Annotated in this window: 10 protein-coding genes; 5 read left to right on the top strand and 5 right to left on the bottom strand. The window is 58.2% G+C overall.

What is annotated here, in order from left to right; all coding sequences use genetic code 11:
* The first annotated feature begins 50 nt into the window (after window positions 1–50).
* Window positions 51–1,421, top strand: a complete 1,371-nt coding sequence (locus FB556_RS05915; protein WP_141865757.1) for a DUF1731 domain-containing protein — start codon at window positions 51–53, stop codon at window positions 1,419–1,421.
* 63 nt (window positions 1,422–1,484) lie between these two features.
* Here FB556_RS05915 and FB556_RS05910 read toward each other — a convergent pair whose 3' ends face one another.
* Window positions 1,485–1,730: an MDR/zinc-dependent alcohol dehydrogenase-like family protein gene (locus FB556_RS05910; protein ID WP_141865755.1), complete on the bottom strand. Its 246-nt coding sequence runs from the start codon at window positions 1,728–1,730 to the stop codon at window positions 1,485–1,487.
* 156 nt (window positions 1,731–1,886) lie between these two features.
* Here FB556_RS05910 and FB556_RS05905 point away from each other — a divergent pair, with 156 nt between their 5' ends.
* Entirely contained in the window at window positions 1,887–2,603 is a 717-nt protein-coding gene (locus FB556_RS05905) for a Crp/Fnr family transcriptional regulator (RefSeq protein WP_141865753.1), read from the top strand.
* Here FB556_RS05905 and FB556_RS05900 read toward each other — a convergent pair.
* Window positions 2,600–3,676 (bottom strand): NADH:flavin oxidoreductase/NADH oxidase, encoded by a 1,077-nt coding sequence (locus FB556_RS05900; protein WP_141865751.1) that lies wholly within the window; start codon window positions 3,674–3,676, stop codon window positions 2,600–2,602. The genes FB556_RS05905 and FB556_RS05900 overlap by 4 nt on opposite strands.
* 458 nt (window positions 3,677–4,134) lie before the next feature.
* On the opposite strand from FB556_RS05900, the gene FB556_RS05895 reads away from it, so the two are divergent.
* A complete protein-coding gene (locus FB556_RS05895; RefSeq protein ID WP_141865749.1) occupies window positions 4,135–6,177 on the top strand; it encodes a catalase in 2,043 nt (680 codons plus the stop codon).
* Window positions 6,178–6,687: 510 nt separating this feature from the next.
* A complete protein-coding gene (hrpB, locus tag FB556_RS05890) occupies window positions 6,688–9,312 on the top strand; it encodes an ATP-dependent helicase HrpB (protein ID WP_141865747.1) in 2,625 nt (874 codons plus the stop codon).
* Window positions 9,313–9,632: 320 nt separating this feature from the next.
* Here hrpB and FB556_RS05880 read toward each other — a convergent pair whose 3' ends face one another.
* Window positions 9,633–10,208, bottom strand: coding sequence for a hemerythrin domain-containing protein (locus FB556_RS05880; RefSeq protein ID WP_170200390.1), 576 nt, complete (start codon window positions 10,206–10,208; stop codon window positions 9,633–9,635).
* Between the two features lie 327 nt (window positions 10,209–10,535).
* On the opposite strand from FB556_RS05880, the gene FB556_RS05875 reads away from it, so the two are divergent.
* Window positions 10,536–11,252, top strand: coding sequence for an MBL fold metallo-hydrolase (locus tag FB556_RS05875; RefSeq protein WP_141865743.1), 717 nt, complete (start codon window positions 10,536–10,538; stop codon window positions 11,250–11,252).
* 3 nt (window positions 11,253–11,255) lie between these two features.
* Here the strand turns inward: FB556_RS05875 and FB556_RS05870 are convergent, their stop codons facing one another.
* Both FB556_RS05870 and FB556_RS05865 read right to left on the bottom strand, forming a co-directional pair.
* Entirely contained in the window at window positions 11,256–13,361 is a 2,106-nt protein-coding gene (locus tag FB556_RS05870; protein ID WP_141865741.1) for a penicillin-binding transpeptidase domain-containing protein, read from the bottom strand.
* A 309-nt stretch (window positions 13,362–13,670) separates the two neighbouring features.
* Complete coding sequence (locus tag FB556_RS05865) at window positions 13,671–14,165, bottom strand: SRPBCC domain-containing protein (RefSeq protein ID WP_170200389.1); 495 nt, start codon at window positions 14,163–14,165, stop codon at window positions 13,671–13,673.
* Between the last annotated feature and the right edge of the window lie 271 nt (window positions 14,166–14,436).

Below are 14,436 nucleotides of genomic sequence, written 5' to 3'. Positions count from 1 at the left end.
ATCTTCTGAGTTGGTGCCAACCGGTGTTTTAACGGGCTTACGATGGTCCTATGGGTTTCTCGCGGACACAAAGTATTTATCTGGCGCTACCAACCGAAGCGGTCTGGGATCTGCTCTCGGCTCCTAGTGCGTGGTTGCAATTTGACGACCAGCTACAAAAGTTCACGCCGGTCAACATGGCTGGGAACAGGTTGCAAGCCGGCGATACCGTCAAGGTAGTCCCCAAAGCTTTAGTCCGAGGATTTGTTCACGCTGTCACCGCACCACCGGCCACGATTGTGACGGCTCGAGAAAATCAAGAAATTGCGTGGCGGCAGAATCAACCGGGTGGCCACACGCAGCAACGTTGGACGATGCACGCTACCAGCGACGGTGGGACCACACTGACCCGTCACATCGAAGTGGTGGGGCCTCTTGCTGCTCCTCTGGGCGCCGCCTTGGCCGATCCCCTAGCCGGAGATATTGGGGCCGTCGGGGCACGCATGTTCAAGATGGCGGGCAGCGCGGATCCGAGCCAGCCGTTGAATATTATCGCCGGTGGGTCCGGTTATCTGGGCTCTCGGTTAGCTACCCGTATGATTGCTGCTGGCAAGCGGGTGATGGTATTGACTCGCAGTCCACAAAGTGGGGTGGCTTATCCTCAGACCCGCTGGGGAGAAGATGACCTGGCACCCCTGCATGAACAACTCATGGATGATGCGGGGTTTAATATCATCAACCTGGTCGGGCGTCGCATGGGGGCTAAATTCTCGCCGACCGAAGTCGATGCGCTGGCCGTCTCTCGTATCGCCCCTACGCAGCGACTCAGGAATGCTGTGAACACCGCTGAACATCAGGGCGGTACACTCCACCGGTGGATCCAAGGGAGTGCTGTACCCCTGTGGGATGCCAAATCCACGACGGAATTCACCGAACAGACCGCCCCGACCGCAGACCTCGACGGCATCAAGGGCATGGGGCAGCTCGTTGCTGACTGGGAAGCCGCAGCCCCTCACGGTGCGATCATCATACGAACCGGCGTGGTGCTTGGGCCTGAAACGGAAATCACATTGGGACTTACAGCCATGGCGATGTCCAAGACTCGCCCAAACATTGACGGCTACCTACCGTGGATTCATGAGGAGGACTGGTTCGGGATCATCGAGTATCTCCTCACCGTTGATCAGCCACCCAGAATTGTGGTCGCGGTTGCACCGCATCAGACTCGACTGTCCGAGGTCATCAATGCGCTCGCCCCGTGGCTTGGCACACGCAACATCCCGATCCCGGCGACCTTGTTGAGCATGGGAATGAGCATTATTCGCAAGGAACCCGGACTGTTAATGAGCAGTACCCGTGCCCGGTCAGAAGTGCTGGACGATAACGGGTACCAGTTCAAATATCCGACCATCGCCGAAGCAGCAGATGCCGTCATGCTTTAAGACTGAACGCGCCTACCGATGGGCTCTCGGTAGGCGCGTTTGAGACTCTCTGCGTGGAGGGTTTTACTCTGCGACTTTTGCGACGAGATGGCCGGTTACTTCACCGCGCTTGAGACGCTCGACGCCGTCAGCAATTTCTTCAAAGTCAATGACGCTCAGGGTTGGTTCCAGATCACCAGGAGCAATCCACTTCATGACAGCAGCGATATCGTCTTTAGACCCACCGTTGGAACCGACCAATTCGACTTGGCCCAATATCATGGCGTTCGTGTCGATGGTGGCTTCGAGCTTGCCCATGCCGACCAGCACAATGCGGCCTTGGCTTGCTCCCAGACGTCCTCTTTAATTTTGGCGACGTAGACTTCGGAGCCCTCTAGGTCTGCCAAGCGGGCACCAATCTGACCAAGTCCATTTTCATCAAGCCCATCCAAGCCGCATGTTCATGAGCTGTTGTAGCCTGTCAGCATGCGGGAAATACCGATTCGAGACATCACGCTCCACGATGATAACTGTGTCCGCCGAGTGGCGATCTTTGCTGGGCTGACGCCAGACCAACAAGATCTGGTGGCGACCATGGCACGTCCGCAGATTTTAGATGACGGTGAACTCGTGCATAGCGTCGGTGAACGGACAGGCAAAATGTTTGTGGTGCATTCAGGCCAAGTGAAATTGTATCGAGTCCTGCCTAGCGGCCGGAAGTTATTGCTCCGGGTGGCACAGCCCGGTGACACAGTAGGCGAGCATGCATTCTTGACCAGCAGTCCCACGCTTGACGAAGCCGAGGCCATGGATGGCACCCGATTATGTGTGTTTGTCCATGAGGACCTGACAGGCCTGATTCAGCGCTACCCTGACATTGCTCATCGCATGCTGCGGACTCTGGGTGACCGCCTGGCACAAACTGAACACCAGTTGGTATTGAACACCCAGAGCGTCGATGTCCGACTCGCCGACTACCTCCTACAGCAACCTGTGCTGCGCCATAGTCCTTCCGAAGGCCTCATCACGGTGCGCTTGCCGTTAGAGAAGAAAGACGTGGCTTCATTATTGGGCACCACACCGGAGTCCTTCAGCCGAGCCTTGGGGCGGTTGAAAACAAAAGGGTTGATTGGTGTCGACGACGACACAATTACGCTGCGTGACCTTGACGCTCTAGAAGACCTTTTGGCCGGCGACGTTTAGCGGTACGCCCGGTGATATTGGATCGGAGTCGGCGGGGTCTTATGGCGCAGCACCTGGGCGGCATGAATGGGAAAATTCGCATTGCGTAAGGATTCCCGGCCCACTAACACGACATCGGCCTGGCCCGTGGTCAGGATGTGTTCGGCCTGGAAAGGCTGCGTGATCAGGCCGACCGCCGCGGTCGGAACACCAGTACGCTCACGGATAGTTTCGGCAAATTTCACCTGGTAGCCCGGGCCAGAAGGGATCTTCGCGGGCAGGTTTGATCCCGAGGAGACATCGATCAGATCCACACCGTGTTCGTCCAACCAACGGACCACCTGAACGGTGTCGTCAATTGTCAGTCCGGTATCGATCCAGTCCACAGCCGACAGACGCACGAATAAGGGCATGTCGTCTGGTACCTCCTCGCGGATGACGTCGACTACTTGCAGCAAGAACCGTGCTCGGTTTTCCAACGAGCCACCATAATCGTCGTCACGCGTATTACTCAGCGGTGACAAAAATTCGTGTAGCAGGTAGCCGTGCGCACCGTGAACCTCGATGAAATCAAAGCCCGCATCCACCGCACGACGTGCAGCAGCTTGAAACGCTGCGATCAGCTGCTTGATGCCAGCCTGGTCAAGGGCTTGGGGCTCCGCGAGCTCTGGGTAGGCGAGAGCCGATGGCGCGACGGTCTGCCAACCGCCATCAGATACGGGCACACTGCCGGAACGCTCCGGCTCGAATGTACGATACGTACTGGCTTTTCGTCCGGCATGAGCTAGTTGGATTCCGGCTTTCGTACCCTGGGATTGCATAAAACCGACGATGGGGGCCAGCGCGTCGCGCTGTTCGTCGTTCCATAGGCCGAGATCCTGCGGAGAGATCCGTCCTTCGGGTGTCACTGCGGTCGCTTCGACAATCACGGCCCCTGCTCCCCCGCGGGCCAGCCCACCCAGGTGGACCATATGCCAGTCAGTGGCTACGCCGTCTTGGGCTTCGACACTGTATTGGCACATCGGCGGGACCCACAGCCGGTTGCGTGCGGTCATACCGCGCAAAGTGATGGGTTCGAAAACGAGTCGTGACACGGGGTAATTACCTCACATTGTGAAACAGGTCGGGATTCAAGTCTAAGCGGATGTTATCAGGTGCCAAGTATCGTCTGTCCCACAGAGGTAACACGCAACGGTCTACGTCTCAGGTATTCTCCGTCAGGAGATAAGCCGCGGACAGCATTATGGTTTCCAGCCGGACGATCGTCCAGAAAGAACTGCGCAGATTCGTGGCAGACCGGCCCGGCGGCACACAGCCTGTACCGAACTTTTCCAGCACCAAGAGCTGGTCAACAAGCATGCCAATGAGGGCCATTATGGACAGCCCGAGTGACCGTGCAATACGAATAGAATCCGCACATCCTCTCCCCCTGCATGAGCGACGATTATCCCGCTCACGAACTCTTGGAATCGCGAAATGTTCCAGCCAGGCTAGATAAAGGGTCCTTTGACTCGCAGTACACAGCTCCATGGACGGCGGAAGGAAGATTCCTATGGCACAGAAGCCCCCATCAAGCAACGCAAAGATCGATCAACTCAACGAGCTCAAGAAGCAGAACACGGGCGAAGCTTTGAGGCAAGACTCTGGTGTTCCAGCGGTAGACAATGAGCAATCCCTGCGGGCTGGACGACGTGGACCGGCTCTGTTGCATGACCCCGACTTCTATCGGAAGCAATCGCACTTCAGCAGGGAACGTATCCCGGAGAAGGTTGTGCACGCTCGCGGATTTGGTGTGCACGGTGAATTTGAGCTGACCAAATCCCTACGTCATGTGACCAAGGCGCACTTCTTGTCTGAGCCAGGAATCAAAACCCCAACTTTTGTTCGTCTCTCCACATTCATTGGGAGCAAAGGTTCCAAAGACACCGCGATCGATGTGCGCGGTTTTGCCACGAAGTTTTACACCCAAGAGGGTAACTACGACAACCTTGCCCTGTCATTTGGTGTGTTCATCATCAAAGATGCCATGAAGTTTGTGGACTTCACTCACGCCATCAAACCCAACCCGAAGACCGCGGTCCCGCAGGCCGCATCAGCGCATGACACGCTATGGGACTGGGTGGTCAACAACCAAGAATCCGCACACATGGTCATGTGGCTGCAATCCATGCGCGCACGGCCCAGAAGTTGGCGCATGATGGAAGCCTGGCCGATTAACACATTCCGGTTCATCAATGCGGAGGGCAAATCGACGTTTGCTCGCTTCGTGTGGAAACCTCACCTCGGTGTCCACGGGCTGCTCCTGGAAGAAGCCGATATCCTTGGCGGCGTCGATCCAGATTTCCACCGCAACGACATGATCGAAGCCATCCAAGCGGGCGCTTATCCGAAATATGATCTCGGTGTGCAGCTGATCGCTGAGGAGGATGAATTCGCCTACGATTTCGACATCCTCGACGACACCAAATTCTGGCCCGAAGAAGTCGTGCCCGTAGAAATCGTTGGGACCATGACGCTCAATCGACTCGTGGATAATGCGTTTGCCGAAGAGGAACAGTCCTCCTTTGACCCGGCCTCACTGGTACCGGGTATCGAATTCTCTCACGACCCTGTCTTACAGGGCCGCTCGTTTGCGTATCGTGATACGGATTATCACCGGTTAGGTACCGCCAATATCAATAACATCCCGATCAACCAGCCGATCATTCCGGTGCACAATAACCAACGCGATGGGCACGTGCGGCACGACATCGATACTGACATGGTGACCTACCATAAGAACTCACTGGCTGAGAACACCCCATCGGATGCGGCGGAGTCGGCAAGGGTTTCAGACTACCCAGCAGAAGTAGAAGGCCACGTTACCCGGCAGCTGCCGAGCGAAAAATTTGATGATCACTTCTCGCAGGCTCGCATGTTCTGGAATAGCATGACGACCGTTGAGCAGCAGGACATCATCAAGTCCTTCAGCTATCATCTGGGCAAGGTCGTCAGCGCATCGGTTCGTCAGCAGACGGTGGATATGTTCGCCAATGTCGACGAGACTTTGGCGATCGAGCTCGCCCGCAACATCGGCGTGAACCCACCCGAAGGCACCCACGTTGCCTACGACGAGGCGTCCCCTGCCTTGAGTATGACCACCACGCCACATAGTGCCGCAACCCAAAAGGTCGGGGTACTGATTGGTCAAGGGTTCCAGGATGATGAAGTGCGACAAACACTCGACGCATTGCAAGCCGCAGGCGCGTTCGTCCACATCGTCAGCGACAAGCTGGGGATGGTAGCCGGCGCCAACGGTCTGGAGCTGCCCGTGGATACATCGTTTGTAACTGCGCACCCGGCGCAATTTGATGCCTACTACGTAGTCGGCGGCAGTTCAGAAGACCAGAAACTATTTGATGAACACATGACGGAATTCGCCCGCATGGCCTATAAGTTCTTCAAACCCATCGGGGTGGCAAGCACTGGTGAGACGTACCTCAACCTGCCCACCGAAGGTCAGCATGATGGGGTGGTCTTGGCACAACATGAATCCTCGTTTGGCGATGCTTTCGTTGATGCTATTGCCCAGCACAGATTCTGGGACCGCGTCTAAAGGCTGATGCGGACGGGGTGTGGGTCGGTATTCGGCCCACACCCTTAACGTGTCATAGGAGTCTTCAGCGAGACCAGGTAGCTTCGGACGGTCCTGATCTGTGCCGTTTTTGCGTGGCCTGCAAAGCTGAACACATGACTAAAGGCGGTTTCTGCCCCGTCGTCCCCAACGACACTCCCATCTGCACCGCACTCGGTGCCGTGGGTGCTGATGGTCTTCAGATACAAAGCTGATACAGCCGGTTGTGTCTGCAGCCACGACTCAACAGCCTGGTGACCGTGGGGCATTACCACAGTGTTCTGGAATATCGATGACGTCTAATGTCTTGGGCGATGGTGACATAGTGCGAGGCTTCCTTGATTCGCTAGCGCAGGTCAGAGTTGATCTGATCCCTTGACCTCTTTCTTAGCAAGACCGTCAGGTCATTTCCAGACGATGCCGAAAAATGCGTGGACTGCTCCGGGATCGTTGAGTCGTCGGGTTGCGTATCCACGTCATAGAGTGGAAGCAATGAAACATGACACTTCTGGCGGCCGCACCCCTCCCGCGGCGTTACCGTTTGCGCTCGATACGGTCGGCGCTGGGCTACCCGCAGCGGAGCTCGTCGAGGCCTTGTTGGATGATGACGATGCGTTGCGTAGCGTGGTGGTAGCTCCTCCAGGTACCGGAAAAACCACGATCGTGCCACCCACCGTGGCCAATCGATTGTCGGCTCACGGGCGCTTCGGGAAAGTCGTGGTGACGCAGCCGCGTCGGATGGCAGCTCGTGCCGCAGCCCGGCGATTGGCCTCGCTGACTGGTACTCGGCTCGGTGCTGAGATTGGGTATACGGTGCGCGGGGATCAGAAGACCTCGAGAGACACGGTGGTCGAGTTTGTAACCACCGGGGTGCTATTGCGGAGGCTTATTCGCGATCCGGAAGCCGCCGGAATTGCAGCCATCGTGTTGGATGAGGTTCACGAACGTCACCTGGACACCGATCTGACGTTTGCCATGGTCCAGCAGCTGGGTCAGTTGCGTGATCATCCGCTCGACATTGTCGTTATGTCAGCCACCCTTGATGCTGATATGTGGGCCAACCTATTGGCTGCAGACGACCAGGCGTCTGCAAAGATCCTGGCCGTCGACGCTGCGACCTATCCCCTACGTGAGCAGTGGGCGCCGCTGCCGGGTAATCAACGTGGTCTGGATGCCCGCGGGGTAACCGATACGTTTCTCACGCATGTGGCCGACACGGTCGTCTCCACTGTAGAACGCGAGCCCGACGGTGACGTTTTGGTCTTTTTACCCGGTGCACGAGAAATCGATCGTGTGGCCAATCGACTCTCCCAACAACTCAAGAGCCTAGAAATTTTGCCACTGTTGGGTTCAACCTCGGCGACTGAACAAGACCGCATATTGCAACCACCGACCACACGACAACCCCGCAGAATTGTTTTGGCGACGAACGTGGCTGAATCCGCACTGACAGTGCCCGGTGTTCGCCTCGTGGTGGATGCCGGGTTCGACCGACAAAGCAGACTCGATACCATTCGCGGCGTGGCCGGCCTTGTGACGGTGGGTGCTGCGAAGTCTTCGATGATTCAGCGTGGCGGCCGTGCAGCTCGACAAGCCCCCGGGCTCGTTGTGCGCTGTCTGTCAGATGCTGAGTTCGCAGCCCGTCCTGCGCATCGCCCCGCCGAAGTTCGGACAGCCGATCTCACCCAAGCCGTCTTGGATCTGGCCTGCTGGGGTACGGCCGATGGTTCTGGTATGGCTCTGCCTGAGCCCCTCCCGGAGCGCGCCTATCATAGTGCGGTCGAAACGCTGACGCAGTTAGGTGCACTTGATGATCAGCTGCGGGTCACGGCCCTGGGGCGGAAACTGGCCGACCTACCAGTGGACCCGCGACTGGGACGGGCACTGTACGACGGCGCCGAATTCGCTGGCGCGCAACTGGCGGCAGAAACCGTGGCAGCCCTCGCCTCGGACCAGCGTGCCCCTGGAGCTGACCTGGCTGCGTTATTACGTCGTCTCCGGTCCGAACGACCCCAGCGCTGGACGAGCGATGTGTCCCGGCTGCGCCGGGTCCTGCCAGCAGACTCCCCCAAGCTCTCGCAAGATCCCCTGCACATCGGGATGATCACTGCCCTGGCGTATCCCTCACAGATTGCGCGTCGACGCGGGTCTGGCGCAGGGCAGGAATCCGAATATTTACTGGCATCGGGTACTGCGGCGTCACTGCCGCGGGATTCATCCCTGCAAGGCTGTCAGTGGTTGGCCATCGCCGAGCTGACGCTGCACGGTGACCGCGCGATCATCCGTAGTGCAGCCGAGCTGGATCAAGATCATGCAGAACTTGCCGCCGGCACACTGGTCACGAACCAAATCAAAGCGAAGTTCATCGATGGCAAAGTCTCGGCGCGTTCAGTGCACCGCCTGGGTGCCATCGAGTTGTCATCGACCCCGATCAAGCCCACTCCCGAGCACACCAAGGTCGCCGTCGCCGATGATATCCGACAGCGCGGAGTGTTGGACTTTTTCGAGGTTGAAACCAATCCTAAACGATATGCCGATTTTGAAGCCTTGCGTGGTCGCATGGGGCTCCTACACCGGGTCATCGGTTCGCCCTGGCCTAATGTAACTGATGCAGCACTAACGAATTGTCTCGACGATTGGCTGGGTCCAGAGATCGAGCAGCTTGCCGGCGGAACGCATCGAGATCGCATCGATCTGACAGCAGCATTACGCCGGCTGCTCCCCTGGCCTGAAGCATCGCGACTAGATGAGCTCGTCCCGGAACGACTCCAGGTGCCCTCGGGGTCCCGGGTACGCCTGGATTGGCCAGCACCGGAAGAACACACGAACGACGACGTCGCGCCTCCAGTGCTGGCGGTCAAGCTGCAGGAATGTTTCGGTTGGACGGGCAGCCCGACAGTGGTGAACGGGCAGGTGCCGGTGATATTGCACCTGTTGTCTCCTGCTCGGCGTCCGTTAGCGATTACCCGGGATCTGGCGAACTTCTGGGCCAACATTTACCCGCAGGTGCGGGCGGAGAACCGGGGTCGGTATGTCAAACATCCATGGCCGGAAGATCCACTGACTGCTACAGCCACCGCCAAGACGAATCGAGCACTGCGAAACCGAGGTGACTGATCCTCGGCGGGCGTGATGTAGCGGCGGACGCCCCGGACGAAGTAGAGCACCGGGCCAATAAAGTTCACCGCAATAACGGCAGCCCATTTCCTTTTACTGCCCCGCACCTGGTCCATCGGCCGGCGCGCAAGATCAGTCCAAGCGGTAGCTGCCAGTACGACTTGAATCGACGCTAATGTCAGCACGGACGCTTGCTGTTTTGGTGTCAGATCGTGCCATGTTTTGCGAGCATTCTTTTTCGGGATCATGGTAATTTTGTCCTCAGCTCGGTAGCTATTGCAGTGACCTCATCAGCCAGCCAACGTCGCTCACGCAGTGCATCACTGTGTATTGCGACCCGTAAGCTTGTCTCGAAGTCGATCCACCATACCCACTCCTACTCCGACTGTTTTGTGAAAAAGTTCCGAATGCGGAGCGTTGGGATGTGGCCGGGTTGGTGCCATCGATTTCGCCTGTTCGACTTTCCGCCCGAGTTCGATGCGCTCTTCCAACGGAATGTGATTGCGGAGTTCCGGGAACTGGTCGTCTTCTTCGTCACTGGCATGGTGCCGTAATTTCTCTTCGAATTGCCGGACCAAACTCATGAACTGTTCAGAGTCAGCGTCAACGTCTTCTAAACGTTTCATGACCTCGACCAGTTCGTCGTGCTCTTTCTTATCGTGCTCAACTTCTTCAGCACCATTGGGCAGATATTTCTCCATGGCTGGATAAACATGCATCTCTTCGGCGACTGAGTGCCGCATGACTTCTGCTATCACTGTATCGGCGGCATCACGACGCTGTTCAACGGTGGTGGCCTGCTGGATGGTTGCGATCAGATCCAACATATCCTGATGGTCTACGGTCAGGATATGGGTGACATCCTGTTCCTGCGTGCTGGGCTCGTGCGCGGTCATAACCATCCTTCCGTGGGGACTCGGTGTCTCCAGGCTACTGAGTCGCGTTGTCCAGGGGTAGAGCCCACCCACCCCGTGTTACCTTCTACCGCGGCGTGCATATCCACTGCGTTGCACCCTGCCTTCTTCTCAACACTGATCGTTGAACACCGCGAAATAGTCGTCGCACAAATGGTGTCGCTCAATGTCGGTGCAGGGTAGGGTCGATTCCAGCTCCACACTTGAGGCTCTTTGACGTATCTTTATGCTCGGCTCAATAGGAGGGGTCATGATTCGGTCAAATGTTGCCGATGGTATCCACGCCATCACTCGTGCGCACGTCCACTCGTGCGCACGTCCACTCGTGCGCACGTCAATTTTTATCTCATTGAAGATGACGACGGCGTCACGATAGTGGATGCAGGGCTGCCACGAATGTGGTCATTGCTTCACGAAGCACTGGAATCCATTGGACGAAGACCCGATGAGCTCCGGGCACTCGTGCTAACCCACGGCCATTTCGATCACGTCGGACTGGCAGCCCGGGCGCAACGGGAATGGAACCTCGACGTCTACGTCCATCGGGCAGATGCTGATTTGGCCGCGCACCCGTATCGCTACACACCCCAGACCAATCGGTTCTTGTACCCGTTCTTTCACCCGCGCTCGCTGCCGGTGATGGGCAGTATGGCCGTGGCTGGCGCGCTGCGAGTACGCGGTGTCTCGCGGACGATACCGTTTGATGGCCTAGAACGTCTCCCGGTGCCCGGCGCCCCGATTCCGCTGCACACTCCGGGTCATACTCGTGGGCACTGCATGCTATATCTGCCACACCGTGACGTGATGCTCACCGGTGATGCGCTGGTGACACTGGACCCCTATACCGGCAAAACCGGACCCCAAATCGTTGCTTCTGCCGCGACCCAGGACACCGCAGAGGCGATGCAAGCTCTGGAAACACTCGAGACACATCAGGCCACAACTCTGCTACCTGGCCACGGTGAGCCCTGGAAGCTGGGGACCGCAACGGCGCTGCGCCACGCACGCGCCGTTGGCGAGCACTAACTATTAGCCCGCCGAGGGGATGATGGCTTCGAGTTCGGTGAGAAATTCCTGGAGGACCGGGCCGTTCGTCTGGGCGCCGGCAAAGCCCTCGGTGTAGAATAGCGACACTGCTAGATCGCCGTGGGTGGCCATGATCCAGGTGTGGGCTAGGTCCTCGCCGTCGTCGATGTACTCTGCGGTGCCGGTCTTGGCATACACGGGGGCTCCGGGGACCTCTTGCAGAATGGGGACGGTCCCGTGTTCCACCGGCCCGGCCATGAGTTCCTGCAGGGTGGCGGCTTCGTCTTCGGTCAGCGGCGCGGTGCCGGGGAGGTTCTCGTTTTGGGCCGGATCAACCTGCGGATCTGTCACCAGCACCGGGGGGACGGTTTGCCCGGCAGCAACCGAGGCCGCAACCGTGGCCATGCCCAGGGGCGAGGCTTGCACCAGGCCCTGACCAAAGAGTCCGGCGGCGTGCTGGGTTCCTTCGACATCTGTGGGCACCGAGCCAAGAAATGCCCCGGTATAACCGGTCACGGGATCTTCCACCAGGCCTAGCGCCACCGCAGCATCATGGATGTCTTCTGGGGCAAGTTCTTCCCACTGGCTCACGAAACTCGTGTTACAAGATTGGGCGATCGCATCGGCCAGGGTAATCTCTCCGAGGTACTCGAACGGATACCCTTCGAAGTTCGAGATCTCCGTACCATCGATCGTCATGGTTTGTGGGCAGCTGACCGTAGTCTCCGGGGTCATGCCGTTACGCAGCATCGCAAGCGCCGTGACGATTTTGAAGGTCGATCCCGGCGGGTAAGTCCCCGTGATAGCCAGCGGCCAACTGGTCTCGGCCGGACCGTCGGCGGCAGCCAGGATATGCCCATCGGAAGGACGGACCACCACCAGTCCGGCGGGTACCTCGGCGTCGTCGATCATCTCTTCGGCCAGCTGTTGGACGTCACTATGCAGCGTGGTTGTTATGGACTGGCCGTCAACGACGTCGCGTTGAAAGGATACCTCTTCGCCGGATGCGGGTTCGTGGGTGGCTTCTGCATTGTCGACGGAAATATTCAACCCGTCTGTACCGCCCAGCTGCTCGTTGTACATGCGCTGCAGTCCAGTCAGCCCGGTGGGGACACCCGCGGTAAATTCCCCGTCAGAGGCTTCGATTTGTTCCGCGTTGGGTTCCCCATACGTGCCCAGCAGTGATCGGGCAAAGGTGCGTGACGGGCCCAGGACCACCGTGTCTTCCATGGTCATGGCACCCTGGATTTGCGCAATGTCATCCATGGGGATGTCAGTGTCCTCGTCATCGCGCAGCACGATGAATTCGACCCACGCGCGCTCGCCTGCCGCCAGGGTGCGATCCACGAAGGCTTCCGGGTCGAGATCCAGCGCTTCGGCAAGGTCGGTGGCCGATTCGGTCAAGGTCTCTTCAATATCCGCTGCAGTCGGCTCGGCGCCACCCTGGGATAACGCTTGGACCACGTGGGATTTATCGATGCCGATACGCTGTACCGGACGCTCCATGGCCAGAGCATTGTCTTCGCCATCGCGTATCGTGCCGCGCTGGGCTTGATCAACGACGACGTCCACGCGCCCGCCATCGGCCAGTCCGGGCACCAGCGTGCTGGCGGTTAGGTGCGGCTGCCAGGCTTGCGTTTCGTCATCCCACACCAGGTGTGCCTGCGTTGGGTACGACCAGGTTTCCGAGGTTTTCTCGTCGTCGCCTTGTTGCTCTTCTGTTTCGTCGTTCCCGGGGGTGAGATCCCAGGTCACCGTGTAGTTCGCGGTTGCTGTGACCTCGTCACCATCGGAGTCATCCACCTCGGCCGAATCGAGGTGAACGGTCAGCGAGAATCGCTCGAGTTCTTCGACAGCGTCTGCGAGCGCAGCCGGGTCCATCGAGTCAGCCGTGAGGGCCAGGTCAGTGAGGCCGATGAGATCCTCCGTCGCCAGTTGGTCGGCGAATTGCTGGGCGGCCTCGGTTGGGTCGGGTACATTGGGACCGCATGCGTTGAGTCCCAGCGCACCGATAATAAGCGTCGCGGTTAAACTCAGACGGCGGCCCCAATGGGTCGGTGTTGTCTTGGTTGACGTGGAGTGATGTGCGGTGTGAGTGGTTGCCATCATGGTGCGAGTCTAACGGCCTGAAGATGCTCTTTAGTCCGCGTGACATGGGCCATACCCTGGTGCAGGATCCGTTCATGAAAACTCGCCGTGACGTCGACGGTGGTCAGCGGAAGTGCGCTGCGAATTTCTTGAGCCGGAGCTCAGGAGGTAGACAGTCGAGGTGAACCTGTAGCGGCCCGTGCGCAATAGGTTCACTCCTGCCGCGACGTTTATCAGCCCGGTGTGTTGGGATGTCACGGCGGGCATCCTCCCACTTGACTGTCGAACGGGCGGAAGACTGTCGCAACACCCATCAGAACACCACAGGCATTATGATGGGCGTTGGTCTTCGTAGTAGGAGCGCTGGGCTGGAAAGTAGTCATCGAAGTCTGGGGCTGGATCCCCGGCGACGATGGCCACGAGCTGGTCGAGATAGTATTCCCAGCCCGGCCCGATCTCACCGATTGTTGAGGGATCAGCGTCGCGCATCGTAAATTGCAGCTCGGTTTGTCCCTCTGGTTGGGTCAATTCGATTGCTAGGTCCCAGGGTAGGGTGTCGTCCAAGGTTTTTACGCGAACATGCTCAGGAGCTTGGCATTCGAGGATTTCTACCTTAAATCCGGGTTTCCCTTCTTCGAAAGCCAGGTAGAGCTTGATGGTTTCGCCCACATCTCCTACACCTTCCCAGGGCCCGATCCACCTTTCTGTGAATTGGGATTCTGTGATGTAGTCCCAGGCGTGCTCGATTGCTACGGGCAGCGTTCTTTGGAGCGTTAAGTCATATCCCTGGTCAGTCGGGACGAGCCGACCCGTCGGTATAGGCATGATGTCTCTCCTCATCGCTGGTGGGCCGGTTCCGTAGCACGGTCACCACAAGCAGAGTTGGGTGGCCATGGAGGCTGTACCGTAAATTCTACGCTGCCCAATGGCGACCTGTCTTGACACTGTCAGTATTTGAAGACAGCCTACTGGCGGGCAATGTGCCGCACCGAGATGCTCAGTCTCTACAGGGCAGGCGTGCTCTGTTTCACGGCTTTCCCATAGACATTTCTCAGTGCACTGTTCGTGGCATTCGAAACCTTGGCGACAGGTGGGA

The organism is Enteractinococcus coprophilus, assembly GCF_006716305.1.
Taxonomy (GTDB): Bacteria; Actinomycetota; Actinomycetes; order Actinomycetales; family Micrococcaceae; genus Yaniella; species Yaniella coprophila.
Note: the sequence above shows the minus strand (reverse complement) of the source record. Positions and strands in the feature narration are given on the sequence as shown.